Source organism: Candidatus Regiella endosymbiont of Tuberolachnus salignus, assembly GCF_964020115.1.
Classification (GTDB): Bacteria; Pseudomonadota; Gammaproteobacteria; order Enterobacterales; family Enterobacteriaceae; genus Regiella; species Regiella insecticola.
The window spans coordinates 2197565-2224347 of the sequence record NZ_OZ026542.1 but is presented as its reverse complement, the minus strand read 5'-3'; the positions used below and the strand labels follow the sequence as shown (position 1 = coordinate 2224347).

The 26783-nt window shown below is 43.0% G+C and carries 27 protein-coding genes, 1 tRNA gene and 1 pseudogene; 14 read left to right on the top strand and 15 right to left on the bottom strand.

The features are described from left to right. The first annotated feature begins 2 nt into the window (after window positions 1-2). The gene (locus AACL30_RS11055; protein WP_039906959.1) at window positions 3-293 is read left to right on the top strand and encodes a helix-turn-helix domain-containing protein; all 291 of its coding nucleotides are present in this window, start codon (window positions 3-5) and stop codon (window positions 291-293) included. Between the two features lie 12 nt (window positions 294-305). Here the strand turns inward: AACL30_RS11055 and AACL30_RS11050 are convergent, their stop codons facing one another. From AACL30_RS11050 to istA (AACL30_RS11040), 3 genes are read right to left on the bottom strand one after another with little or no spacing between them, the layout of a single operon-like run. After that, on the bottom strand, window positions 306-1754 hold the full coding sequence (locus AACL30_RS11050) for a terminase (RefSeq protein ID WP_339058464.1): 1449 nt from the start codon (window positions 1752-1754) through the stop codon (window positions 306-308). A 60-nt stretch (window positions 1755-1814) separates the two neighbouring features. After that, window positions 1815-2612, bottom strand: coding sequence for an IS21-like element helper ATPase IstB (istB, locus tag AACL30_RS11045; protein WP_339058365.1), 798 nt, complete (start codon window positions 2610-2612; stop codon window positions 1815-1817). After that, entirely contained in the window at window positions 2609-3787 is a 1179-nt protein-coding gene (gene istA / locus AACL30_RS11040) for an IS21 family transposase (protein ID WP_339056344.1), read from the bottom strand. Before istA (AACL30_RS11040) ends, istB (AACL30_RS11045) begins: the two co-directional genes overlap by 4 nt. Here istA (AACL30_RS11040) and AACL30_RS11035 point away from each other — a divergent pair. The 6 genes from AACL30_RS11035 (at window position 3786) to AACL30_RS11010 (ending at window position 6693) form a co-directional block, all read left to right on the top strand. Next, complete coding sequence (locus AACL30_RS11035) at window positions 3786-4022, top strand: hypothetical protein (RefSeq protein WP_339056687.1); 237 nt, start codon at window positions 3786-3788, stop codon at window positions 4020-4022. The genes istA (AACL30_RS11040) and AACL30_RS11035 overlap by 2 nt on opposite strands. A gap of 127 nt (window positions 4023-4149) precedes the next feature. Next, a complete protein-coding gene (locus AACL30_RS11030) occupies window positions 4150-4572 on the top strand; it encodes a PAS domain-containing protein (RefSeq protein WP_339056686.1) in 423 nt (140 codons plus the stop codon). 208 nt (window positions 4573-4780) lie between these two features. Further along, window positions 4781-4921: a hypothetical protein gene (locus tag AACL30_RS11025; protein ID WP_339056685.1), complete on the top strand. Its 141-nt coding sequence runs from the start codon at window positions 4781-4783 to the stop codon at window positions 4919-4921. After that, window positions 4908-5096, top strand: coding sequence for a hypothetical protein (locus tag AACL30_RS11020; RefSeq protein WP_339056684.1), 189 nt, complete (start codon window positions 4908-4910; stop codon window positions 5094-5096). Before AACL30_RS11025 ends, AACL30_RS11020 begins: the two co-directional genes overlap by 14 nt. Before the next feature lie 333 nt (window positions 5097-5429). Then, window positions 5430-5645: an excisionase gene (locus tag AACL30_RS11015; protein ID WP_006706706.1), complete on the top strand. Its 216-nt coding sequence runs from the start codon at window positions 5430-5432 to the stop codon at window positions 5643-5645. Next, entirely contained in the window at window positions 5635-6693 is a 1059-nt protein-coding gene (locus tag AACL30_RS11010) for a tyrosine-type recombinase/integrase (RefSeq protein ID WP_339056683.1), read from the top strand. The genes AACL30_RS11015 and AACL30_RS11010 overlap by 11 nt, the downstream gene beginning before the upstream one ends. A 136-nt stretch (window positions 6694-6829) precedes the next feature. On the opposite strand, the pseudogene AACL30_RS11005 reads toward AACL30_RS11010, so the two are convergent. After that, window positions 6830-7090: pseudogene (locus AACL30_RS11005) on the bottom strand (UPF0758 domain-containing protein); the annotation flags it as partial. A gap of 162 nt (window positions 7091-7252) precedes the next feature. Between AACL30_RS11005 and coaBC the strand changes: the two are divergent. Next, entirely contained in the window at window positions 7253-8467 is a 1215-nt protein-coding gene (gene coaBC / locus AACL30_RS11000) for a bifunctional phosphopantothenoylcysteine decarboxylase/phosphopantothenate--cysteine ligase CoaBC (protein WP_339056682.1), read from the top strand. Further along, window positions 8445-8903, top strand: coding sequence for a dUTP diphosphatase (gene dut, locus AACL30_RS10995; RefSeq protein ID WP_006706918.1), 459 nt, complete (start codon window positions 8445-8447; stop codon window positions 8901-8903). The genes coaBC and dut overlap by 23 nt, the downstream gene beginning before the upstream one ends. A 294-nt stretch (window positions 8904-9197) precedes the next feature. On the opposite strand, the gene cycA is transcribed toward dut, so the two are convergent. Beyond that, window positions 9198-10601, bottom strand: coding sequence for a D-serine/D-alanine/glycine transporter (cycA, locus tag AACL30_RS10990; protein ID WP_339056681.1), 1404 nt, complete (start codon window positions 10599-10601; stop codon window positions 9198-9200). Window positions 10602-10870: 269 nt separating this feature from the next. Between cycA and AACL30_RS10985 the strand changes: the two genes are divergently transcribed. Continuing rightward, a tRNA-Lys gene (locus AACL30_RS10985) sits at window positions 10871-10946 on the top strand. 132 nt (window positions 10947-11078) lie between these two features. On the opposite strand, the gene AACL30_RS10980 is transcribed toward AACL30_RS10985, so the two are convergent. The 6 genes from AACL30_RS10980 to mtnN form a co-directional block, all read right to left on the bottom strand. Further along, the gene (locus tag AACL30_RS10980) at window positions 11079-16664 is read right to left on the bottom strand and encodes a C80 family cysteine peptidase (protein ID WP_339056680.1); all 5586 of its coding nucleotides are present in this window, start codon (window positions 16662-16664) and stop codon (window positions 11079-11081) included. Between the two features lie 562 nt (window positions 16665-17226). Continuing rightward, on the bottom strand, window positions 17227-17541 hold the full coding sequence (locus tag AACL30_RS10975) for a hypothetical protein (protein ID WP_339056679.1): 315 nt from the start codon (window positions 17539-17541) through the stop codon (window positions 17227-17229). Window positions 17542-17830: 289 nt separating this feature from the next. Further along, complete coding sequence (locus AACL30_RS10970) at window positions 17831-18874, bottom strand: hypothetical protein (RefSeq protein WP_339056678.1); 1044 nt, start codon at window positions 18872-18874, stop codon at window positions 17831-17833. Between the two features lie 13 nt (window positions 18875-18887). Then, complete coding sequence (gene btuF, locus AACL30_RS10965; protein WP_339056677.1) at window positions 18888-19685, bottom strand: vitamin B12 ABC transporter substrate-binding protein BtuF; 798 nt, start codon at window positions 19683-19685, stop codon at window positions 18888-18890. Further along, a complete protein-coding gene (locus AACL30_RS10960; protein ID WP_339056676.1) occupies window positions 19606-19812 on the bottom strand; it encodes a hypothetical protein in 207 nt (68 codons plus the stop codon). Before AACL30_RS10960 ends, btuF begins: the two co-directional genes overlap by 80 nt. An 85-nt stretch (window positions 19813-19897) precedes the next feature. Then, entirely contained in the window at window positions 19898-20650 is a 753-nt protein-coding gene (mtnN, locus tag AACL30_RS10955) for a 5'-methylthioadenosine/S-adenosylhomocysteine nucleosidase (RefSeq protein ID WP_039908615.1), read from the bottom strand. Between the two features lie 303 nt (window positions 20651-20953). On the opposite strand from mtnN, the gene degP reads away from it, so the two are divergent. Continuing rightward, entirely contained in the window at window positions 20954-22387 is a 1434-nt protein-coding gene (gene degP, locus AACL30_RS10950) for a serine endoprotease DegP (RefSeq protein WP_339056675.1), read from the top strand. A 208-nt stretch (window positions 22388-22595) separates the two neighbouring features. Here the strand turns inward: degP and AACL30_RS10945 are convergent, their stop codons facing one another. Next, on the bottom strand, window positions 22596-22985 hold the full coding sequence (locus AACL30_RS10945) for a transposase (protein ID WP_339056674.1): 390 nt from the start codon (window positions 22983-22985) through the stop codon (window positions 22596-22598). Between the two features lie 101 nt (window positions 22986-23086). Continuing rightward, window positions 23087-23335: a transposase gene (locus tag AACL30_RS16505; protein ID WP_422389603.1), complete on the bottom strand. Its 249-nt coding sequence runs from the start codon at window positions 23333-23335 to the stop codon at window positions 23087-23089. Between the two features lie 363 nt (window positions 23336-23698). On the opposite strand from AACL30_RS16505, the gene AACL30_RS10940 reads away from it, so the two are divergent. After that, window positions 23699-24340 carry a hypothetical protein gene (locus AACL30_RS10940; RefSeq protein WP_339056673.1) on the top strand — a complete coding sequence of 214 codons (642 nt, stop codon included), beginning with the start codon at window positions 23699-23701 and terminating at the stop codon, window positions 24338-24340. On the opposite strand, the gene istB (AACL30_RS10935) is transcribed toward AACL30_RS10940, so the two are convergent. Then, window positions 24337-25134, bottom strand: a complete 798-nt coding sequence (gene istB / locus AACL30_RS10935) for an IS21-like element helper ATPase IstB (protein ID WP_339058365.1) — start codon at window positions 25132-25134, stop codon at window positions 24337-24339. The two genes, AACL30_RS10940 and istB (AACL30_RS10935), sit on opposite strands and share 4 nt — an antisense overlap. Next, window positions 25131-26309: an IS21 family transposase gene (istA, locus tag AACL30_RS10930; RefSeq protein ID WP_339056344.1), complete on the bottom strand. Its 1179-nt coding sequence runs from the start codon at window positions 26307-26309 to the stop codon at window positions 25131-25133. Before istA (AACL30_RS10930) ends, istB (AACL30_RS10935) begins: the two co-directional genes overlap by 4 nt. On the opposite strand from istA (AACL30_RS10930), the gene AACL30_RS10925 reads away from it, so the two are divergent. Both AACL30_RS10925 and AACL30_RS10920 read left to right on the top strand, forming a co-directional pair. Beyond that, a complete protein-coding gene (locus AACL30_RS10925) occupies window positions 26308-26442 on the top strand; it encodes a hypothetical protein (protein ID WP_339056672.1) in 135 nt (44 codons plus the stop codon). The two genes, istA (AACL30_RS10930) and AACL30_RS10925, sit on opposite strands and share 2 nt — an antisense overlap. A 17-nt stretch (window positions 26443-26459) precedes the next feature. Next, window positions 26460-26780: a hypothetical protein gene (locus tag AACL30_RS10920; RefSeq protein ID WP_339056671.1), complete on the top strand. Its 321-nt coding sequence runs from the start codon at window positions 26460-26462 to the stop codon at window positions 26778-26780. Window positions 26781-26783: the final 3 nt, after the last annotated feature.

Sequence of the window (26783 nt, the reverse complement as noted above, 5' to 3'; positions counted from 1 at the left end):
TGATGGATAAGAAACTTTTTTCTCGATTGACCGACAGCATGAAACAGATGAACGATATCATCGATGGGGATGCCTCCCCGTCTCGTGAAACGATTGTCAGTAATGTTAAGGTGAAGACTATTAGGCAAACCACCGGTTTGACGCAAATTGGGTTCGCTCGGTTGCTGGCGGTTAATGTGGGCACGTTACGTAATTGGGAGCAGGGACGCCGTGAACCGACAGGCCCGGCGAAAGCGTTATTACGGGCTATTAATAACGATCCGACCCATGTACTCAAAGCACTGTCAGCTTGATGATACGCTCCTCTAGATGAGTAATGACCTGACTTTACCGCGGCGTAGACGGCAATTCTGTTTGGCGACAGCAAAATAACGAAAGGCATCGGCGGCATGGGAGCTGGCATCGTGCAAGGGCTTGTCTTTCCAGCAGCCATGCTGGTTATCCCAGGCCTTGCGGTAACGCTCCAGGTGACTCAGCCCCTGTTCACAAGTCACGCTATCAAAGGCACAGCGCGGCAGGATTTCCCGTACCGATTCAATGCCTTCATCGATACACAGTCGCGGCACCACTTTAAAATTGAGGCGGTAAATGTCACCGTCGAGCACATAGCCTTCATAAGCCCGTTGCCGACGGGTTTTGCCGTCGCCGGAAAACTCGCGGTGCTCAATATCGTGCGGTGCCCAGTGTTCGCCATACGGATACGCCCGTGCTTTTAGCACCTGCAAGTAATGTCGCAAGCCTTCACCGCTGTTTTGGTAATAGTCAATCAGGTGAAATTCACTGCCGACCTCGCGCACAAACCAAATCACCGTGGCATCACCTACGCCTAAATCCCAAAAGGTGTGCACCGGCAGGTGCGGGTTAGCCGGTAAGGTACCAATGCGCTGATGTTCATAGAGATAACGAAACTGATGCGCATAATAGGCGCCTTCAATCGATTGCTGAAAAGCTTCCGCGGGGATTGACGGGTATTCGCGCATCATGTCCTCACCCAGGGTCGATGCTTTGGCGTGATACCAGGCTTGTTGTTCCTCTGTCAGGGTAATCCTGTTCTTGGCCTGAAAATCGCTAAAATAAGCCTGTAAACGCCGCGGCAGCGGACGACGCAACGGCAAGGCATACTGCGGGTTTTTCCACCAAGGGAAAAAGAAGAATTTCCAGTCCAACTGCCCTAAGGGGCGGTTGCTAAGTAAGGTTTTTTCTGCCGTTTGACAGTAATCGAAAAAATACCCTGTCCGCCCTTCGGCAGTCGATTCAATGGTGACAACCCCTTTGGTCGCCACCGCTTCAAAGGCGCCGGTGACGATTTCACGGGCTTTTTCGGGAAACGCGGCGCAAATCTTACCGAATTCAGAAATATGCAAATAACGCAAAGTGCCGCCGCGAAAGGAGGTACTGATATACAATGAGCCGCCGTTGCTAAACACCAATTCCCCTGCCGAATCATTGCGCGCTGGATTGGCCTGCTTTAACAGTGTCGGCAGATTATCGTAGGCGTATTTCACCTTCTCGCGAAACAACCGTTTAGCATCGTTTAAGGTATGCGCAATCAAGGCACATTTGGCTGATTCAAACAGCGCGGCATCCAGCTGAATCAAACAGACCAAGGTGGTAAAGCCCAGTTGGCGGGCTTTCAAAATGATATTGCGGGTATGCATGCCAGTGAAATAGTCACGCTGCGGAGCGGTCATGGTAAAGCGGATTTTGCCGCCTTGTTTATCGGTAATGGAGTACAGGTGGTTAAGACGCCACAGCCGATGTCAACGCTACTTTAGATTGACCACTTTTTGCTACTTTAAAATGTCCAGTTTTTGCTAATTTTCCTGTTGGGTTTCTATTCCAGGCGCCTGGATAATATCAGTCGTTTTTATAGGCAACATGCCTGCTTTGCGTTTATTTTTGAGTCGATAGCTTTCTCCTTTAATATTCAATGTGGTTGAATGATGTAAAAGCCTGTCTAAAATCGCAGTTGCTAAAATGTGATCACCGAATACGTCCCCCCAATCAGTAAAACTTTTATTTGATGTGAGAATGATGCTCGCCTTTTCATAACGACGGCTCAATAACCTGAAAAATAGGCTAGCTTCTTCGCGATTCATCGGTAAATACCCGATTTCATCCAGTATTAATACCCTGGCATAGCACAGTTGCTGAAGTTGGCGTTCCAGACGGTTTTCTTGCTTTGCCTTCATTAAGGTACAGCAGAGTCTATCCAGAGGCATAAACAATACCCGATGCCCAGCTGTAGCTGCCTTGACAGCCAGCGCTATCGCCAAATGCGTTTTCCCTACCCCAGGTGGGCCTAACAAAATGACGTTTTCATGATGTTCGACAAACCTCAGCCCCGCCAGCTCGCGGATAATTTTCCTGTCTATACTTGGTTGGAAAGTAAAGTCAAATTGCTCCAAGGTTTTTATCCACGGCAAACGTGCTTGTTTTAACCGCGATTCCAAGCCTTTTTGGTGACGCCCGTTCCATTCCTGGGCTAATGCCTGCTGGAGAAATTCACGGTAGTTCAGTGCTTTCTTGGTGGCTTCTTCACATAAACTCTCCAACGCATCGCCCAGGTAATCCATTTTTAACCGTATCAACAAGTTTTCCATTTCCATCAGAGTAGCTCCTCATACACACTGAGCGAACGAGACGCTACTCGATTGACCTGTTGCCAAAGGGCTTGATGATGTTCTGGCACCTTTTGCCAGCCCTGCGTTACCTCCTGCAAGAGATGCGTCGCGAGCAGTTGCTCATCGCCGTAAATACGTAGCGTATTATCTAAACCGATACGAATATTAACCGCACGACCACACCAGAATGAAGGCACGCTATAGCGATTACCTCTGACATCGATATAGCTGTCCCATGCCACTTGTCGTAGGTCGAAGTAGCTGGTATCGAAATCAGTCGCAGGGAGTGGCATCAAGGCTATTTTTTCCTCAGCAAAACGATTTTCCGGTGTCTGCTTGAATTGACGAAGATGACGCTGGTCTGCCACTTTCGCCAGCCACATCGCTAGCAGTTGATTAACATGAGCGAAACTCTCAAACTGACGGTAGCGAGTGAAAAAATTGTGTTTAACATAGCCCACCATCCGTTCGGTTTTGCCTTTCGTTTGCGGTCGATAAGGCTTACAGGCGCGAGGGCTAAACCCATAGTGATTAGCCAGTTGCAGGAAGCCCGCATTGAACTCGATGTGGCCATTTTGTCCATGTTTGATAACAGCGGCTTTTTGGTTATCTACCAAGACATTTTTTACGCTGCCACCGAAGTAATTGAAGCTGCGAACCAGCGATTCATACGTGTGCTCAGCATCTTGCTTAGGGGCAGCAAAGACATGAAAGCGACGCGAAAAACCGAGCGTATTAACGGCAAAATTAACCGTACAGGCAGAGCCTGCCACCTCAACGATGATTTCTCCCCAATCGTGTTGAAGTTGATAACCGGGGAGGGTTTCAAAGCGTACCGTGTTTTTCGAGGCCCTGAGCGGACGTTTGGGATGTATATAACGTCGGAGCATCGCACTCCCACCCCGGTAGCCTTTTTCACGGATTTCCTCAAAAATAACCGCCGCATTCCAAACCTGTTCACTCAACCTTGAATCGATGTAGTCTTTAAAGGGCTCGAGTTTAGCAACCTGTTTTTTACCGCGTTTTGCTGTTGGCGGCGCAGGATAGCTAATGTGCCGTCTCACCGTTTTTTCTGAACACCCTATCTGATGGGCAATATCAACAATAAATGCCCCCTGTTGATGGCGTTGTTTTATCATGTAGTGGTCCTCTCTTCTTAGCATGCTTATTTCCCTCATGGCTTTGTCACCACAAAGGAAACTGCATTCTGGCTTGAGTGGACAAATTAAATTAGCAATTTACGGTCTTTTATCATTAGCGCTGACAAAACAAGCGTTAACCAGTGCCAAACTTAAATTTGAACCTCGTTCACTGCACGGTTTGTTCACGATATTTCATATCCGCCTAACACTGTTTGCCTTGCAGGGATGCCGTAAGCGCCTGCCCCGAGAGCGATGAGCGCAAAAAAGACAGACTCTCCACTGAGGAGACTAGCCATTTTTATTTTTCTGCCTAAACTGGGCACGGGCTAAGTAACTGACCCTCTTCTATTGAGGAGAGGGCGTGAAGAGGTGAAGAACCGCCGATGAAGACGATAGCACTGGAATTAAACACCTTCCCCCTAACCGCGCTGATGGACAAGAGTCTAGATAGCTGGGGAATCAAAGACAGGCACTCGCGTTTTATTTATACCAACCGTGCTTTTCTGGATTGTTTTAATTTACCACCGGGAGTCGATATTATCGGCAAACGGCATGATGAACTGCCGTCCTGCGTGGCAGAATTTTTGGCTAATCTACGCCAGGAAGAAAAAAACGTCATTAAAAGCGGACAAAGAACGACGCTGATAAAAGCGCATTTATTGAGGCATAAGCAAAAACGCCACCCTTATTTATACGAAATCTTCCCGCTGTATAATCAAGAAGGCCGCTGTGTGGGCACGGTTTTTTATGGCAAAAAGCCCGATACTTTTTCATTACCTCCCATCAGATATTTTTACGCTATCTGAATGGCAGATTATCTTTTATTTATTACGCACTTTTAACACCAGGGAAATCACGATAATAAAAAATAGAATAGGTATTATCGATCCAAAGGTAAAAGTAAATTCATTGCGGGAATTTAAAACCTTTTATCATCAAACTGGTTTTGATCGTTATTTTTCCAAGACGTTATCTCACGTGAAATACGGTGTATTGAAGAGAGGAGAGATTGTAATGAGTAACAGACAAAGCAGAATCAGAAAACGCGCATTAAGGAATAAGCTATTAGCTGCCAAACGGAGAGAAAAAAATAAAACCTGGTTTACTCGATTAATGTGTTTATTTAAGCAGGAGAAAACGCATGTTATCTTCTGAGACGGAAAAGAAAATAACTATTTCCACCCCACTCTACCAAACACTGGAAAAATCCGCCGCTTCGGTGAGCGTTCATTGTGGTTGCACGGTCACGCCAGATAATTTCATTCATTACCTGATCGAGCATTATGCTGAAAGCGCTTGCGATAATATTATTGCCAAGCTGGAAAATTAAAAAATATCATGACAGAATAAAATAAAAATAATCGCTATTTTGATTTCGGTTATTTTTATCGGATAAACTGGATAGATATTTAACGCCATTTTTTGCCAAAAATAAGAAGGAGGATAATAATACCTGAAAATTGTTAATACTATTATTTTTGTTGATTAATCATCATTCACCCCCTTACTTTTTTCATCACTGACGGACTTCTTTTTATTAAAGAGGAGCCGTCATTATTTTTTATTGTTGAAATAAATTTATTCAAATGACCTTCTGTAACTTTTCCGTTTAAAACACGGACGAAGTGATGACATTTTTAACCTTAACAAAGAGAAAACGACAATGGAAGTCAGCCTTAAGCAATGGAATGAAAACCAACCCCGCCCGCGTTGCATGGAACAAGTACGCCGATGGGTACGCTCTGGTGTCATACAACCACCCCCTCGGCTCGATGGCCGAGAATACCTCGTCAAGGCTGATGCCGTGAAAATCGACCTAACAACCCCCGCAAGTTACGCCAGAAAGCGCTTAATGGAGAAACTGTATCATGGCACGTAAAAGAAAGCCGGCTAACCGAGATTTGCCACCCAATCTGTATGTGCGCAATAACGGCTATTATTGCTACCGAGACCCACGGACGGGTAAGGAATACGGCGTAGGTAGCGTGAAACGCATGGCGATCAACGAAGCCGTTGCAATGAATATGCAGATTTTTGACCAGCACCATAGCCTGGTAGACAGAATTAACGCGGTCAATACGCTGTCAGTGACAGAATGGATAACCCGATTTAAAGAAAAATTGCATCAACGTGGCCTTCGTCCAAAAACGATTCAAGACTATCAGAAAAGATTAGTACCTGTCGCCCGTGCTTTTGCTGATAAAACGCTGAATACCCTTACTACCAAAGAGATTGCTGAATTTATAAACAGTTACAGCGCTCAAGGTAAAACCACCACCGCCAAATTAATCCGTAGTTTGTTGATCGATATGTTTAATGAAGCGATTGCAGAAGGGCATTTGGCAACTAATCCGGCTACAGCGACAAAAAGCCCTCGTGTACAGGTACAGAGAGAACGCTTATCACTGGAAGATTTTCTGGTAATTAGAGGGGTGGCAAACAAACGGCAGCCGTGGGTAGCGCTGAGTATGGATTTAGCCTTGCTGACAGGTCAAAGAGTGGGAGATATCCAACAGATGCGGTGGCACGATATTTATGATGGGAAATGGTGGGTAAAGCAACAGAAAACAGGGATGAAATTGGCGATTCCCTTAACCTTGAGTCTGGAAGTGATTGATAAGAGCCTTGAAGGTGTTCTCAATGATTGTCGGCAACAAATAAAGAGTGAAAATTATGTCTTTGCGGGAAGGAATAAAACCTGCTTCAGTCAGTTCTATCTATCGATAACTTTTGCAAATTCAAGAAAAAAATCAGGCTTGACATGGCAAGGTACACCGCCCTCATTTCACGAAATCAGAAGTTTATCCGCAAGGCTACATAGTGAAGCCAGAGGTAAGGATTTTGCACAAAAATTGCTGGGACATAAATCCTCCGCTATGACAGATAAATACCGTGATAGCAGAGGGAGTGAGTGGGACGAAATCTGATATCAATTTATGATTTTTAGGTTATCAAGTAAGATGTTAGGAGATAAAATAATCCAATAGGCATTGTGACCTTATTTTGATCGATTGTGACCTTTGTATTTTAATGCATTGATTTTTATTGTAAATAAAATACAGTAGCTAATTCGGATATCGCTTGAATTTGTGTATATTTAGATTCTCCCAATCCTTTTTGTGCGCAGAGTGTCGGATAGTCAGCAGACATTAAATTATGAAGAGATCCAAATTCCGCGATTAAATTTCCGGCCATTTCCATCACATGTATCCCCGCTACTCCGGTACGCAAAAAAATGGCGAGTAGCTCGGTGTCAGTGAGTGACGCAGCACCAAATTTTAGTAATTTCTCCCGAGGCGGCATACATCCAGGCCATGCATTCATCCCTGAGCTCCTACTTTTCTCACCATAACCACATTATCAGTATGCCATTCAACAAACTTCTGCGCGATTTCGTTTTGAGAAATATGCGGGATACTCCGCAAAATTGGCTTAACAATTATGCTAAAATAGCGCACCTTAACGCTTGTATTAAAGATCATCACAATGAGCAAATTGCTAGGAAAACGTATTGTGCTTGGTATCAGCGGGGGTATTGCAGCCTATAAATGCCCCGAATTGATACGCCGTTTACGTGAAAGAGGCGTCCAGATCCGGGTGGTAATGACAGAAGCCGCGCATTCTTTTATTACTGCACTCACGTTACAGGCAGTTTCAGGGTATCCAGTTTATGATAATTTACTCGATTCCAGCGCAGAAGCGGCCATGGGGCATATTGAATTAGCTAAATGGGCTGATCTGATCGTTATAGCGCCTGCTAGCGCAGATTTATTAGCACGGATCGCCACAGGGATGGCCAATGATCTGTTAACCAGTCTTTGTCTCGCCAGTGCCGCCCCTATCGCGCTAGTCCCTGCTATGAATCAACAAATGTATCGCACTAGTGTTACTCAGGATAATATTAAATTGCTCGCTAAGCGCAGCCTGATAATATGGGGTCCTGACAGTGGTAGTCAGGCGTGCGGTGATGTCGGCCCTGGTAGAATGCTTGAGCCTGATAACATTGTCGATTTAATACAAGCCCATTTTGCGAGTAGACAAGACCTAAAACATCTGCACATTATGATTACCGCCGGACCTACCCGTGAAGCTTTAGATCCAGTGCGTTTTATTAGTAATCACAGCTCAGGAAAAATGGGATTTGCTATCGCTCAGGCTGCAATAGATCGCGGAGCACAAGTGACTTTAATCGCCGGGCCGGTCAATTTAGTGACACCGCCCGGCGTTAAACGTATTGATGTAACCTGTGCGTTAGAAATGCAACATCTAGTGCAAAAAAATGCCGCAACCCAGCACATTTTTATTTCATGTGCCGCTGTAGCAGATTATCGGGCAGTTCAAATCTCAGATAAAAAAATTAAAAAGCAACCAGAGGAAATCAGCCTGAGAATGATAAAAAATCCAGATATTGTTGCTGGTGTTGCCGCGATGGTTGAAAATCGTCCCTTTGTCGTTGGATTTGCTGCTGAAACTGATAATGTAGAAAAATATGCACGCCAAAAACGGATCCAAAAAAATTTGGATCTTATTTGCGCCAACGATGTATCCCTGACAGGGCATGGGTTTCATAGTGATACTAATGCTTTGCACCTTTTTTGGCAGTCAGGGGACAAATATTTAGCGCATAGCGATAAATTTTCCCTTAGTCAACGCCTCATCGATGAGATTGTGAACCTTTATGAAGAAAAAAATCGACGTTAAGATATTGGATGCAAGAATCGGCAAAGAATTTCCTTTACCTTGCTATGCAACCCCTGGCTCTGCCGGGTTGGATTTACGTGCCTGTTTAGATGAGCCGTTAAATGTCGCCCCTGGTGATTGCGTTTTATTACCAACCGGATTAGCTGTCCATATTGCCGACCACAATTTAGCGGCCGTTATTTTGCCCCGCTCTGGATTAGGCCATAAAAATGGGATTGTATTAGGTAATTTAGTCGGATTAATCGACTCTGATTATCAAGGTCAATTAATGGTGTCAATATGGAACCGCAGTAACCAGCCTTTTAATATCAAGCCAGGGGATCGTATTGCTCAAATGGTATTGATACCTGTAGTAAAAACAGAATTTAATATTGTTGAAGAGTTTACCAGTAGCGAACGAGGAACCGGTGGGTTTGGTCATTCTGGGCGCCATTAAGTTTATTGGCGTGATGATCCGCAAATTTTTAAGCTGTTTTTTATCCTGTATACCCAATGAATTTCGAGTTACGGCAAGGCGGCAATCAATCGAATCCCAGGAGTGTACAGGTAGTACATGACAGAGGATGAGGGTGAGCAGCCAACGCCGCCGTAACTTGAAAGGCGAAGGGTATATGCCGTAAAACCTCGGCCTTCAGGGCGGGGAGGATGTCAATCTGCTTACCCCCCACCCTATTTTTCAGGGTGGAGGTAAGCACATCGAATAAAATATTATGCAAGAAGTCTACTCTTTTCATGGCTGTTTGCGTTTCTGTAATAGCCAATAAACCATTGATAAAATAATAAACCACAAGGGTATTACCATTAAGGCTTGCCGGGTATGGGTTTCAAATGTTAACAACAGGATAATAAAAGCAAAAAAAACCAGACAAATCCATGACATAAAAATACCGGCGGGCATTTTATATCGCGATTTTTTATGCAATTCGGGTCGTTTTTTTCGGTAGATAAGATAAGAGCATAAAATCATTGACCAAACGAATATAAACAAAACCGCTGACACTGTCGTCACTAAAGTAAATACCCTCATAACATCAGGGATCAGATAGATTAAAATCACCCCTCCGAGCAAGCAAACACAAGAAAACGTCAGCCCATGCGCCGGTACCGAATAACGTGATAAATGACTAAATTGTTTAGGCGCATTGCCTTTTTTAGCGAGGCCAAAAAGCATTCTGCTGGTAGAAAAAACACCGCTGTTAGCCGATGATAACGCTGAGGTTAATACAACAAAATTGATCACACTGGCGACAGCAGGGAAACTAACTAAAACAAATAATTCGACAAAAGGGCTTTGGTTAAGCGTGACAGAACGCCAAGGCGTGACTGACATAATCGTGATCAATGAAAAAACGTAAAATACAATAATACGAATAGGAATCGAGTTGATAGCACGTGGTAATACTATTTCAGGATCTTTGGTTTCCGCCGCGGTGGTGCCTACCAGTTCGATACCAACAAAAGCAAAAATGGCTATTTGAAAACCGGCAAAAAATCCCATTAAACCTTTCGGAAACATACCACCGTCTTGCCATAAATGATGCACAGAAGCGCCAGAGGAAAATGACAAAGGCAGGTAATTTATCAAAATCATCCCGAAACCAACCACAATCAATGCAACGATAGCGATGATTTTGATCATAGCAAACCAAAACTCTATTTCACCAAACAACTTTACTGCGGTTAAATTCAGTAAAAATAATAATAAAACGGCTAATAAAGATGCCACCCAATGCGAAGATTCTGGAAACCAAAACTGCGTATATGCCGTGATAGCGACTATGTCCGCGATACCGGTAATTATCCAACAAAACCAATATGTCCAACCGGTAAAAAATCCAGCCCAGGGACCTAAAAAATCAGCAGCAAAATCGCTAAATGAACGGTATTGCAAATTAGACAATAACAGTTCTCCCATTGCCCGCATCACAAAAAATAATATAAATCCGATGATCATATATACGAAGATAATTGAAGGACCGGCAAGCGCAATACTTTTACCTGATCCCATAAATAATCCGGTGCCAATGGCACCACCAATAGCAATTAATTGAACATGGCGATTGGTAAGACTACGTTGCAGGTGCTGGTGCTTTTTTTGCTTCAAGCTTGTATCAATTTCCGTTTGCTCTACCATTTTTTCATATTCTCTTTTGTTTACATTTTTTAGTAATATTTTTAGCCGCTAAATTAACCTTTCGATTATATAAATTAAGAGAACAAACACGCTGCATTTATCTTTATTTTCTTGCAAAAATCAGACGGCTTGCAAAACCCCCTTACCGTAACTCGAAATTCATTGGGTATAGAATTCGCTCTTCGCAGTAGGTTTTGCAAGCCGTTTATCGAAAAAATGAATGAAGTATTTGACAGTCGTACTTAAGAAAGGAATAATCGCCAGCAACCGGGTCGTTAGCTCAGTTGGTAGAGCAGTTGACTCTTAATCAATTGGTCGCAGGTTCAAGCCCTGCACGACCCACCAGTTTTATCAACGGGTGATATACCCAATGAATTTCGAGTTACGGCAAGGCGGCAATCAATCGAATCGATACACGGCTGGAATGAGTGATCGCTGCCAACGCCGCCGTAACTGGAAAAGCGAAGGCTATAAATCTCAAGTGCCCGTCAGATTGCTTACATTTGACCACAAGGTAGTATAAAGGCGAGAGAAATTTGCATTTTCTGACATCAAGCTCAAACGTTGCTGAGGATCGAATGAAGAAAGGCTGGATACCAATGTATCAATATTACTACCACTGAGTTCACCATCTACCGTTTGGATTTTTTCGATTCTATTCGAAGGCGATTTAAAATATTCTTCTACTGTGATGCTATGTTCAGCCAGCAGTATTTCTAGATCCTCCCCCTTCTTCTGAAGAAAAATTTCTTTTTTTGTGATGCCGCCAGCAAAGATAATAGTATCATTCCCCCCTATATCCTTGATGAGATCCCAGCCATCATCAGGATCAAAAATATAACTGTCATCTCCTTGCCCCCCAAAAAGATCATCATTGCCTTTGCCCCCATAAAGTTTATCGCTTCCCGCACTACCATACAGTTCATCGTTACCCGTATCGCCGAATAGCTGATCATCTCCTTCCTCACCATCTACTCTTTTTATTCCTTTACCCCTGACGATCAAAATATCATTACCCTCCCCTCCGAATAAGCTATGATCGTATTCACTGGTATCAATAACAACATCGTCACCGGCCAGAGCAAAAAAAGTATTATCCGTCAGTGTGACAACATTGGATAAAAGAATAACGTCATCTCCTTCCGTTGCCTGTGTTTCACTCAGTTTATGGCCGAGATAAGGACGCCCTTGTTTGTCAACATCCAGCGGATGGAAATCCCCATTTTTATCCACCAAAAGAATATGGCGGTAACGGGCATCGCGCATAAAATTCAGCATACGTACCTCAACGTACCCGCTAGATGATTCGAAGGGACCTAAAATGATATCGTTATCTTCTTGTCTAATATGCTTGATTTGTTCAATAAAGACCGGAAGTATTAACAAATCCAGCTGATGAGTGTTTTCCATGTCTTCGTTATTAATCGAAATGGTTCGATGGGTATTTTTTTCTATCGGATCATCATGAAGATAATAAATATCAGCGCCTTCTCCGCCTGTTAAGATGTCATTACCTCGACGACTGTGGAGCATGTTATTGAATTTATCTCCCTTAATATGATCATTAAACGGCGAATCTTCAGCCACAAGCCGGACATATTCAGGCAATAACTTGGTGATACCATTGATGGTGATTTGCCCTTGCCCACGACCATTATCCTGTTGCAACTCAATTTTGGGGGTAGCTGATGGATTATTGGCAAAAAATTCCTGCAAACTTTGATCATGCACAATGCTGTATTGTGCTTTAAAAGCAGAAAAAAACAGCCAATTGCCACTGTCATCTTGTTCAAGGATTTCTGGCCATTCAGGAAATAATAATAACCCGTCACGGGTTGACAAAATATATTGGTTAGCCTGCTTAAGCTGCTTATTATTATCAACAACAAGCTGATAAGCATTCTTTAATAATAGCGTCGTTTGCGTGCCATTATCGTTCCATAAGCTGATGAATACTGAATACTTTGATCCGCTATGACTTTCCGCCAATAATGAGATCCTGTCTATTTGATCAATATTATGGTTGAGCATAATATTATTAACCTCTGGCACGCCATTATTTGACATTAAAGGATCATGCAACGTTATTGTGACGTCTCTTGTTTGTGAATTTTGCAAAATACAATAAGTATCAATCCCAGTGCCACCTTCCGCTTCTCCCTGCTCTAGTGACAGAACATCATTACCACCTCGCCCCTGGAGATAATCTAAACCTCCTCGACCATTGAGCTGGTTATCACCCTCATCACCTATCAAAATATCTCCCGTTTTAGCGTGCCCCAACGCATGCTCAATATTAACGACAGTAGCAACGAGGGCATTCATGCCAATATAACGGACTTCACCTTGCATAAGATCGATCACATAACCACTGGCTCCGACGGGGAGAGAACCAGCAGCAACCAGTGTATCGTTATCTATTAACTTATTTTTATCAGGAATATGTCTATTTTGTTGTGCAGCGGGTAATGGAGCGGATCCTTTACCATTGAGTATACTGGCCTGTTGCGGGGGAATAGCGCCCATTAAATAAAAAGTATCCGCTAATTGACCTCCGGTATATTGTTTAAAACCTGCCCCCACGGTAAAAACATTTTTTTTATTTCGGTAGCCAATGACAGTATCATTACCTCCTCCCAGTTCAAAAAAAGCAGCATTACCCGCCTGTTGCTCTGGATTAATCGCCAACAGATCATCTGCATTGCCAGGAATATTCGCTATGTCATGGTTTGCTAAATAAGGATTAGTACGACTTGGCTGGTTTAACGACATCTCCGATAAAGTCAGCCTTCTAACGCTATCCTGAGTATAACTATCAGCGGTATTGGTATTAACATCAATGTTATCGTCAATGCTATGTAACGCTGTTGGCTCAAAATAAAATAATCCACTGTTATGCGTGGCAAAGGATCCCTCTTTTAATCGATGAGCCTGTTCTCGCTGCACTTTACCTATATCTTGTAGACGAACTTTCTCGGCTAAAATAATCAAATTCTGATCAGCCGGTTTGACAAATGTCACACCAGGAGAAACTAATATTAATGTCAAGTACTCTTTTTCTAATAAAGTAAAATCACCACGGCTATAATAGATGACATCAGCCTGTTGCGCCGATTTTTCCAGAATTTTACCCGCATGTTCATCTAACTGTCGGTCATATTCTTTACGTACTGCTTTTTGGCTTTCCAATTTTGCCAATCTATTTTGCACGTCTTTGCTTAGATCCAAGCCGAAAAAGAGCCGGCTCGTATTTTCTAGTTGTTCAAATGTCGTTAATACGATATTTTTTTTGATTTTTTCCATGGTACGGCTAGCAAAATAAGCTTGACTCACCATGATGATAGCAACACCCAAAGCAACACCTAATGATCCAGCCAATGTGGCTGATGTTCCCCCCGCAGCAAAGGCAATGCCAACACTAATGTTAACCGCGGCAGAGATAACAGCTAATGACCCGGTGAAGATAAGATCTTGCCGGGTTTCAGCATTATCCGTGATCGTGAACTGAGAAAATGCTCGATAAGCACTATAAATATCAAAGCCACTCGATAAAATCGTTAACGTCGACCCACCAAATTTTGCTATTTTAGTACTGGCATTAAAGCGCATCTGCCCTAGGCGAGCACCGGTAAGCATGGCTGTACCTGTTATTCTATGCCCGCGAAAAAATTTATTGAACATATGCTGGGTACGGTTGATCATAGCCGTCGGGCCTGTAGAAGCAAGCTGTTGTCCCCATTTAACCAAGCCGTATTGGGTCGCATCGATCAACACATTAGAGCCAAACGAAGCCAGCGCTAAATTTCTTTCGTAGACCAACTCGTTTTTTTCTTCGTCAGTGAGATCATCACGCTTGAGCATTGCTCGATATTTAATCAAGTCATAGATACCGCGAGTGTAGCCATATCCTTGCATTCCTACGCCGACACGATGGACTGAACGGTTAAAGCGCCCCCACACTGTGGCATCGTGCAACGATGACCATAAGCCAGACATGATATGTCCATTTTTTACATGGTAATTAATTTTATCTAATAGCACGATGGAGACTTCGTGCATACTTTGATTCTTGCTCGTTGTTAACAGATCCGCAAGCCTCCCTTTTTGCACGAAGATTTGTTGTTTTAGTAACATAACGGCCTGGATAGCAACAGGATCATTTTTATCCAGTTGCATTAGGTAATTATTCAGTTGTGCGGGGAAAAAACGTAACCTGGCAAGCCGAGAAGCGTCAGTGAGATGACGGGGGGAAAGCGGCTCCCCGTCAATGTTTGCACCCATTTGGCTGAGTGCGTGCGCTGGCAGGGTAACATTACCAAGGCGGACATCTCCTGCCTGTGTCATCCTCTGTTGGTGAGTACGAAAGTCCACCAATAATGTTTGCAGTTGAGTCAAGGCGGGTAATTGCTGAACAGCATTAGCGATATTCACTTGGTAGACGGTGAAGTGATATTGATTATTTTTTTGCGTTACCCCGTATTGCTCTGCTCGAGTGTCAGGATCCAACAGCGCGTTTCTACCTTGCAAGTAATCATTTAGTATTGCATTAAGCGCTAGGCTGCTCTTAGCGCTGTCTTTACCACTACAGCGTATTTCGCCAACATGGGGATCGTACAGATAGTAAATATGCTGCCCGTTTTCAATCTGGCTGGCTAGCATCAACGCATGGTGTTGGCTTTTAAACAAATAATAACCGGGTTTCCAATCAAAGGGTGATATCAGTTGCTGAGTAAAAAGTTTTTTATCATTTAAATCAAAATTTTGTAATTTGATAAATTGCTGACGGAAAAGATTGGCCTGGATCATTTCGCCGTCGGTAATCATCCCATCAGCATCCGCTTTTTGTTCGTTAATCAGGGTATGGGTAAGTAAACCATTTAACAGGCGACGGGTTTCCGGTGTTCCCAAATATCGGGCATGGAGCCAAGCCAGCCCTAAACTGATAGCGTTAGATTGCGTGTGTAGCTCACTGCCACCAATATATAATCCTTGTGGCGCGATTTGCATTTGGATACTGACAGCGCTGCCATTTTGTTTCATACTCGCCTCAGCCAGTGCAACAATGCTTTTTGCCTGGATTTTGTTCCACTGTTGACTCTGCTGCAATGCAGCTTGTACGCTTAATCCTGATAATTGAGGATGATGGGTATCTTGTAGTTGTAACAGTTGATAGATTTCGTGACGCCACGCCAAATAATCCATGTTATTAAATGCGGTTAGCATTAGCCGTTTAACATCTAACTTCCCTTGCTTCGATTGAAATGCATCGTTCAAATCAGCAAGCTCTTCCAAATTCAATGCCCTATATTTCAGTTCACCTGAGGCTAGGTTATCGACTAGGCTTAACACCCGCTGCAAACGTATCGACAGATCCGTGGTCGGGACTAATCGACCTTGTTTATTCCAAGTTAGAATTAATTTATTTTCACTGGCCTTATGATGCCAAGAGCCACGGCTATCCAGTGTCATTTTTTGACCGCGGGGCGTAACCGCCATTTCGGCACTGTGGGCGGAGACATTAGAGTAGATATCGTGTTTACCGAGTTCTTGAGCAAATTGCCAAGCAAAACCACCTTCTTTACTCGTGTCGATCAATGAACAACCCACCAAGCTAATGGAGTGGGGATCCTGATTAATTTTGAATTTAGCCCCGAAGGCGTGATGAAAGCCTTGTAGATTGTTCGCCAGTACTCTAGCGGACTGATATGCCAAGGTAACCTCAGTGCCCCGGACAAAACCATGACCGACCAGCTGCCAACGCAGTTTTCCTTTCAATTTTTTTGCATCACCAAAAACGACACGGTAATAGCCATTTTTATCTAATTGTACTAATACTGAGTTCTTATGTTTGCCTACCAAATAGCCAGCAGATTTGGCAACAACCCGATCATTTTGTAACTGAATAATGATTTGACCGTCATAATGCGTATCTCCACCATTGTGCGCTGTGACTTCGGGGATATCCCAAGAACTCACCATAGAGGCGAAGTTATTATTGCCCCTGCTGCTATAAGTGTTTGTATCAACCAGCGAATTGCTTTGTACTCCATTGCTTCCATTCATAAACGAAACTCCATATTAAAGCGATTGAATTAAACAGAATTAAGATAGTTATGTAATATAGTCAAAACATTTTAATTTGATTCTGTGTTGTCGTCGCTTGCCGTACTATTTGTACTGTCTGTGCTCCTCCGACTTGAATCAAATTTATAATCAAAACATTTCGCAAGTGGGACGTAAAATGATCCCCCCCTTTTTTTAAGATAAACCACAGCATCTCGCACCATTAGATTAAAAACATAATGGCATTCATTAACGCGATGATAATTAAAAGTATGAAATCACAATGAGACGATAGGAATATATCGTTAACTCATAATAAGATGCCCTCTACTGTCAACAAACCGTTATCTTTTTCATATAGCCAAGTCAGTTTAATTTGATTCTGTGTTGTCATCACTTGCCGTACTATTTGTACTGTCTGCGCTCCTCCGCCTTGAATCAAATTAAACTGATTTGGCTATATCGTGCCTCAAAATTTTATTTAATATAATGATATCTTTGCTTTTTATTAAAAATAACTACAATAGAAACAGCTGACTTTTTTTAGTTGTCTTGAATAACGTTACCAATCCACAGGAGGCATATGTTCTGAGAATGCATCTTTCTCTTTATTAGAAGATAAATTTTCTGCATGCGTTGTTGTTTGCTGTACTGTCACATCTTTTTCTGATTGAGAAAGTGTATTATCTGTATTGACAACGGTTTTCTTATGTAAGCATATTTTTGATGGGAAGAACTGAATCTTTCCAGACTTCCAAAGTTCTTGGCATATATTTGAAATGGTTCTTTCATGAGAAGCTGAAGCCACCGTTGATAATAATAAGATAGATAACACGCTCAACAGAGTTTTTATTGTTTTCATATACTCATCTCCCATTTTCCAATCAACCCCATTTGATATGCCTTGAGTTGCTGTCGCTTATTAAGCCTAGTCACAATAATCGTTATTTTCCTTCTCAATCTTTTATTACTCATTTATCACTTAAGATCATTGACGGCGTTTTATTTCAAAGGCAACCCGATTCCTATATAGCAGAATCAGTCTAATTTGATTCAAGTCGGAGGAGTACAGACAGTACAAATGCCCCCCCTCTCTCCCTAGGGAATAAAGGTGATGTGTTTATAAAAGGAGAGGCTAAAATTTGGCCATTACAGACCAGGATGAATTAATTTTTACCGGGCAGCTGCCTGAGTACTTCATCGCTAAAATAGGGTTCATCTTCAACCCAAAAAATATAATTTAATCCTAAATAATGCTGGGCAAAATCAAGAATATCCGCCACTGTATTTTTTTTACCTGTTTTAGGATTAATTTGGCGAAGATTACCTTCTTGTACCGCCATGCCTTTTACCAACGTAGAGGGAAAGGTTTTGAAAAAGCCATAACTCTGCGCCATGTGACTTTTGCGGTAGGGCATTAAATCGGGGCCACCTATGCCCATTTTGAGTTTTTCTGCTTGCGCAAACAAACTACGCATATAGTTTTTGTCGTCCCATGGCAACCATTCGCCTGGCACAAAATTAAGATAGACCATCGGGATGGATTTTTTGAACGCCCCTGCAAGCACTTGCATATTTTCTCGCACCGCATCGATATAAGCTTTGGGGGTAAAATCGACAGGAAAGGTCGTGCTGCCATCTGCGTTTTCTATTCCGATATCGATCGAGCTTTCACTAAAATTAATCCCGGCAATTTTTCCATCAAATTCACGCCCTAACTGCTGAACCAGTTTTTGATAACGTTTTCGAACAGGTTGTTCCCACATTTTGGCTGACCAGCCATATTCGTCGGCAGCAGGCGGTTTATTAGGATCACGCTCCGGAGCCGTCAACATGCTCTGTTTAAGCACACCGCCTTTATATAATGGATCCTGCAAAATATAGTCAGGTACATTGTAATGAGGAGTGAAAGACTTTTCCTGGAGTTGGATCCAAAGCTGTTTTCCAATCGAATTTAGATAAAGGAGATCTTCTTTTATTGCACTAAAATCATATTGATCTTTGCTTGGCTCAAGATTGCGCCATGTATAGACAATTTGTGCACCACTAAAACGCGCATCGTGCAATGCCTTGTCTGCACGGATGTTAGCCCCACCGGCATCTCGATGATAAAAATAAATATAATGCTGCAGTGGATGCTCAGCAGCAACCGAAGCAACATTCCCTGCTATTAGCAACAAAAAAAAGCACAGCCTAATAAAATTTTCCATCGTTCCTCCACTGTTATTGAGCCAAAAAAGTAGCAAGTTGTGAGCATAGTTGTTCAGCAGCTAATAAGCTACGTGGCCCAGCGCGATTAAACCAATCTTCATTGAGTGTGATCACAGGTAACTTCAGTTGTGGTAGCCAAAAATTTTTAACATGCGCCGCAGATTGGCCAGTGATAACAATTAACTGAGGTTGACGACGCAACACTTGCTCGCGACTGATTTGCGGCCAAGGTACTCGACTATCGGCAAAAATATTTTCGCCACCACACAAGAAAATGATTTCGTTTTGCAAGGTATCCGCTGAACTGGTAAAGAGTGGCTGAGTGCCCAATTGTATTAAAATCCGTAACGGTGAGGAGCGATGCACAGATTGATGGCCATATTGGCGGTATAATTCGGCACTTCGTTGGCGGATATGCGCCGCTGCTTGCCGTGCACGATCGGGATGCGGACTATATGCTGTCAGTTTTTCCAACTCTTGCGCTATCTGTTCAAAACTACGCGCATCAGAATAAAAAATAGGGATACCTAACGCCGCCAGTTGGTCTAATGGACGCTGTGGATTTCCCCCGCGCCACGCAAGGATCAGATCAGGTTTTAACGCTAAAATACGTTCAACATTGATTCCCTGCCAAGAAGCAACCCGTTCTAATTTATTCGCCGCCGCCGGATAATCAGAAAAATCACTGGCCGCTACCAATTTTTCTCCTAATCCAGCCGCGTAGGCGAGTTCAGTGGTGCTCGGTGCTAAGCTGATCACCCGCTCTACAGCGGCATATACCGGTAATGCGATTAACCAATATCCTAGCAAGCCGATAAAAAAACGATATATACCCTTCGTCTTTGAAGCCGCCGAGTTGTTGGCGGCGGGGGCTCGCCTCATCAGGTAGTAGTCTACGCTCATCGGTCTCACACCCTTGCCGTAACTCGAAATTCATTGGGTATAAGCACCCTAAAAACCAATTTAAAATCTCTGTGGCTTGCTGATATTTTGCCAAAATAGATGCACCGATAATTTATTGGTTAACATAAATCTTGGCTAAGGTGGATTAACATAGCTTCAACCAATGCGCTAGATTGTATTGCTGCTGTGTCTAGAAATTCTTCAAAGCTTAAATGAGACTCTTGGCAGGCGACATCCGAAATGGCACGCACGACCACAAAAGGGATCCCGTATTGATGACAAATGTGACCGATGGCCGCCGCTTCCATATCCACCGCAATCGCGTCTGGAAAAGTAGTGAGGATATCATTTAATGGTTTACCTCCATTGATAAAAGCATCACCACTGCAAATCAAGCCGGTTACCGACGATGGATTTAACGGCTCAGGACAGGTTTCTGCCACAGATAACTTTAACTGCTGTAAACATTTTTCTGCCATCTTTATCAATTTTTCATTGGCTTTAAATCTTGCCGGACAACCCGCCATTTGTCCCTTAGCATAACCAAATGCCGTCACATCCACATCATGGTAGAGCACTTCTTGAGAGATAACGATATCCCCTATATTTAAATCCTTACTTAATCCACCGGCAGAGCCCGTATTAATCACATAATCCGGCTGACAAGAATCAAGCAATAATGTCGTTCCCATTGCAGCGGAAACTTTACCGATACCTGATTTCAATAAAGCAACATTAACACCTTGTAATTCACCGGTATAAATTTCAATTCCCTTTAATGATCCGCGCAACGGCTGAATTTTGCATTCTTTAATTTGAGCACGTAAATGAATTACTTCCTGCTCCATCGCACCGATAATGCCTACTTTTATCATAGCTATTCTCTTGTTACTAAGATTAAATATTTGCTAAAGACTGGTATTGTTTTTTACTATTGACCGGTCACATGACCTACTGCACGGTGCGAAATCAAAGCGCCCTACACGCCGCAACCTTTGTTAACACAAAGTACATGCGCATTGTGAGCACCGCGTAACCTAGAATTCGTACCATGCAGTAGGTCATGAAAATCTAATGAACTTCGCGTCGGCGAGTTAATCATACTGAATACAACGAAGCAACTAAGCCAACGTTTTTATCAGCTAATTTTATTGTCAAAAAGAGAAATTAATTTTATGAATAAAACAATTTTAGTGCTGAATGTCTTGGCATTAAGTATAAGTTTAGCCATAGCACCAACCACAGCCACTGCTCTAGAAACAGCCCCTTCCCTTCCTAGTAGCCAACCACTACCCAGCTTGGCACCGATGCTAGAAAAAGTCATGCCTTCTGTGGTGAGTATCAATGTTGAAGGCAGTACTATGGTTAAAAACGGCACTATGTCACAGCCATTCCAGCAATTCTTTGGCGGTAATTCTCCTTTCTGTCAGGAAGATTCGCCATTTCAGGATACACCTTTATGTCAAAATGACCGCATGAGCCCAAGACAATCAAAAAAAGAAGAATTTAAAGCATCGGGAGCAGGTGTCGTGATCAATGCCGCTAAAGGATATATCGTTACTAATAACCATGTCGTCGAAAATGCGAATAAAATTCAGGTTCAATTAAGTGATGGCCGCCGTTATAACGCAGAAACAGTGGGTCAAGATCCTCGAACTGATATTGCACTCCTCAAATTGAAAGATTTTAACAATTTAACAGCAATAAAAATGGCAGATTCAAGTCAACTGCGGGTAGGAGATTATACTGTTGCTATTGGTAACCCCTTTGGTATAGGCGAAACAGCGACATCTGGCATTGTTTCTGCGTTAGGCCGTAGTGGAGTAAATATAGAAAATTATGAAAATTTTATCCAAACCGACGCCGCCATTAACCGTGGTAACTCAGGCGGTGCCTTAGTTAACTTGAACGGTGAATTAATTGGTATGAATACGGCTATCTTGGCTCCAGACGGCGGTAATATTGGTATCGGTTTCGCCATTCCTAGCAACATGATAAAAAATATAACGACTCAAATAGCAGAGTCTGGAAAAGTAAAACGTGGTGAAATAGGGATCATGGGCACTGAACTCAATGCCGGGCTCGCCAAAGCGATGAATCTGGAGACACAGAAAGGCGCGTTGATTAGCCAGGTAATAGCAAACTCTTCAGCCGCTAAAGCAGGTATCAAAGCGGGGGATGTGATCATCAAATTAAATGGTAAACCGATCAATAGTTTCGCTGCTTTTCGAGCAGAAGTCAGTAGCTTACCTATTGGTACACAAGTCAATTTGGGTCTACTACGTGATGGAAAATCCATTTCAATAGACGTGAAATTAGCGGAGAGTTCGCGGGCTCAAAATGCGCATGACAATATTATTTATAAAGGGCTTGAAGGGGCTGAATTAAGTAACGCAGAGGGAAATAAAGGAATAAAAGTGGGGAAAGTGGAAGCTAATTCTATCGCTGCCCGCTTCGGTCTAAAAGAAAACGATATTATTACAGAAGTGAATACAGAAAAAAGACCAAATTTAGAGAAGTTACGCAAAATTCTTGATGCCGCTCCCCCCGCATTAGCATTAGGTATCCAACGTGGGGAAAGTGTCATTTATCTTTTTATTAGCTTATAGCCATGATTAATAGGTTTTTCTTAAAGCCTGTGCCAAATCTTCTTGAGCGACGCTCATTTTTGACGAAGTATCAGCGAGCACAAGAAGATTTTCCATATAGCCGAATCAGTTTAATTTGATTTAAGGCGGAGGAGCGCAGACAGTACAAATAGTACGGCAAGTGACGACAACACTTAAATCAAATTAAACTGCTTTGGCTATGACACTGTTAACAAAGTAATTTAAAAACCTTAAGACAAGAGATGGCGAAAAAAGAAAAGAAGGTGACATCCAGCTTATCAAAGCGTAAAGCGAGTCTTTTGTGTTCTTTTATTTTGCCGAAGAAACGTTCAATGGCATTACGTGTTTTATATTTTTCTTTATCTTTTGGCGGGATACCGGGATAAATCGCGCCTTGGCGGCGAGGGATAACCGGGTATTTTCTGCTATCACGAATAAGCTTTTTGACATCATAAAAATCGTAGCCTTTATCCGCGATAACATCGTTTATCTGTCTCCAGTCTCCTTTTGCCCACAAAATAGGAAAAACTTTCATATCGGTACGTTGTCCGTAAGAATAAACAAACACTCCTGAGATAATCGCCTGAAAGGCCGACATGAATTTTAGTACTCATTCCTTTGCGACCGCGCCCTATCGACTGAACTCCTTTTTTTTTAAACTCCCTGAGCCGTGGCGGTGTAGGCTCACTGTGGTGCTGTCTATCCAGACGCAGTCAAGGCTGATTTTCTTTTTTTCTGCAATAGATAAAGCAAATGCCAGAATAACCCATTCTCACTCCAGCGTTTAAAACGTGTGTAAATCGTATGCCAGTGGCCATAAAAAGTAGGCACGTCACGCCAAGGGATACCGGTTCTCAATACGTATAACACTGCCGAGAAAAAGTGATAATGACTGATACCCGTGGGTTTGCCTGGACGCTTGTAATATTTAAGAATATGAGGCTCGATTTCTTTTATAAAATCGGACGCTTTGTGAGATCAATTATACGGAGGCTGAAGCCAGAGCAACCCTTGTTGCTTGATATTGATAGGCACAGGATTTGCCGGCATGGTGTTCTCCTTAATATTAACAGACGACAACTATGCTGACACAGGGGGTTATTGAGTGATCTTCTTGATGATAATATGCATTGATATCCGCATAACAGCACGAACGTCTGGAGACATTTTAAATAGTGTCATCACGTAATAAAAGTAAGCGATTCTTTATATTTATTTTTATCGTGATTATGCATGATGAATTAAATAAAAAATTCACTTATTGCTTTGACAATGAGTGATTATTAACATTAATCAGAGGATATCAATGATATGCCAATAGTACAAACTGGAACGAAGCAAAGCGTAGCAATGACATCTACACAAACTAACACACAAAAACCAACAGCTACAGCATGTACCCGGGAACTTATCCAAGTTGCTAATGATCAGGTTACTAATGCAGAGCCGCTTCTTAATTTCAAAGGGTCAGAAACACTACCACAACTATCAACAGAATCTCAAAGAAACTACCGTATATTTCCAGAAAACAATGAATCCATTCTGGAACACCCAGATGCTAGTGAGAGTAAAGTCGATGATGGTAACTTTGAAATAAGTGATGACTGTGGAGCCGAAAAAGACGAGCTCATCAGGCCATATTATAAGAGCAAAGTCACAAGCCTCCCTATTTCTATATCTCCCTCCATTCTAGAAGAGACTAAAGAAACTATGGTAAAGGAAGTGAACCCTGATGGTATTGCCGTGTGGTGGCTTCGGCCTATTGCTTGGATTGGAGCACGGCTAGGCTATCATGGCATTGGGCAAAGCAATTGCTCCTCTTGTAGCGTTGCAGTGGCGGATAGCCTTAAAATCGGACAATTGTGCCGTGCGGATCCTACTCTTCGTGGCGGCTGTCAACGCTACTTTAGATTGACCACTTTTTGCTACTTTAAAATGTCCAGTTTTTGCTAATTTTCCTGTTGGGTTTCTATTCCAGGCGCCTGGATAATATCAGTCGTTTTTATAGGCAACATGCCTGCTTTGCGTTTATTTTTGAGTCGATAGCTTTCTCCTTTAATATTCAATGTGGTTGAATGATGTAAAAGCCTGTCTAAAATCGCAGTTGCTAAAATGTGATCACCGAATACGTCCCCCCAATCAGTAAAACTTTTATTTGATGTGAGAATGATGCTCGCCTTTTCATAACGACGGCTCAATAACCTGAAAAATAGGCTAGCTTCTTCGCGATTCATCGGTAAATACCCGATTTCATCCAGTATTAATACCCTGGCATAGCACAGTTGCTGAAGTTGGCGTTCCAGACGGTTTTCTTGCTTTGCCTTCATTAAGGTACAGCAGAGTCTATCCAGAGGCATAAACAATACCCGATGCCCAGCTGTAGCTGCCTTGACAGCCAGCGCTATCGCCAAATGCGTTTTCCCTACCCCAGGTGGGCCTAACAAAATGACGTTTTCATGATGTTCGACAAACCTCAGCCCCGCCAGCTCGCGGATAATTTTCCTGTCTATACTTGGTTGGAAAGTAAAGTCAAATTGCTCCAAGGTTTTTATCCACGGCAAACGTGCTTGTTTTAACCGCGATTCCAAGCCTTTTTGGTGACGCCCGTTCCATTCCTGGGCTAATGCCTGCTGGAGAAATTCACGGTAGTTCAGTGCTTTCTTGGTGGCTTCTTCACATAAACTCTCCAACGCATCGCCCAGGTAATCCATTTTTAACCGTATCAACAAGTTTTCCATTTCCATCAGAGTAGCTCCTCATACACACTGAGCGAACGAGACGCTACTCGATTGACCTGTTGCCAAAGGGCTTGATGATGTTCTGGCACCTTTTGCCAGCCCTGCGTTACCTCCTGCAAGAGATGCGTCGCGAGCAGTTGCTCATCGCCGTAAATACGTAGCGTATTATCTAAACCGATACGAATATTAACCGCACGACCACACCAGAATGAAGGCACGCTATAGCGATTACCTCTGACATCGATATAGCTGTCCCATGCCACTTGTCGTAGGTCGAAGTAGCTGGTATCGAAATCAGTCGCAGGGAGTGGCATCAAGGCTATTTTTTCCTCAGCAAAACGATTTTCCGGTGTCTGCTTGAATTGACGAAGATGACGCTGGTCTGCCACTTTCGCCAGCCACATCGCTAGCAGTTGATTAACATGAGCGAAACTCTCAAACTGACGGTAGCGAGTGAAAAAATTGTGTTTAACATAGCCCACCATCCGTTCGGTTTTGCCTTTCGTTTGCGGTCGATAAGGCTTACAGGCGCGAGGGCTAAACCCATAGTGATTAGCCAGTTGCAGGAAGCCCGCATTGAACTCGATGTGGCCATTTTGTCCATGTTTGATAACAGCGGCTTTTTGGTTATCTACCAAGACATTTTTTACGCTGCCACCGAAGTAATTGAAGCTGCGAACCAGCGATTCATACGTGTGCTCAGCATCTTGCTTAGGGGCAGCAAAGACATGAAAGCGACGCGAAAAACCGAGCGTATTAACGGCAAAATTAACCGTACAGGCAGAGCCTGCCACCTCAACGATGATTTCTCCCCAATCGTGTTGAAGTTGATAACCGGGGAGGGTTTCAAAGCGTACCGTGTTTTTCGAGGCCCTGAGCGGACGTTTGGGATGTATATAACGTCGGAGCATCGCACTCCCACCCCGGTAGCCTTTTTCACGGATTTCCTCAAAAATAACCGCCGCATTCCAAACCTGTTCACTCAACCTTGAATCGATGTAGTCTTTAAAGGGCTCGAGTTTAGCAACCTGTTTTTTACCGCGTTTTGCTGTTGGCGGCGCAGGATAGCTAATGTGCCGTCTCACCGTTTTTTCTGAACACCCTATCTGATGGGCAATATCAACAATAAATGCCCCCTGTTGATGGCGTTGTTTTATCATGTAGTGGTCCTCTCTTCTTAGCATGCTTATTTCCCTCATGGCTTTGTCACCACAAAGGAAACTGCATTCTGGCTTGAGTGGACAAATTAAATTAGCAATTTACGGTCTTTTATCATTAGCGCTGACAGCGGCAGGCGTGATCAGTTTGAAACGCTAGCAAACATTGAGTTTAAGATGTTCAACCCCATCGACAAGTTAGATCCCAGCAACGAGTCCAAGTTAGATCCCATCGACAAGTTAGTTGAATATATCCAAGCGAATCAGGATCTCAACGCTGTATTACTTATTAAGCGTCCTTGGTATTATCGTTTCTTTTCCGGTGTTGATGGTCATGCCGTGAATATATTTCAGTACGCAGGCACAACCCACTATATGGATGCGCAAAAGAAGATTTACCCGTCTATATCGGCTGAGGCCAAAAAGATGAAATCGGAACTGACTTCTCTAATAGGATCCTTCCACGGTTCCCTGGAGATAGGCAACGTTGGTTTCTAAGAG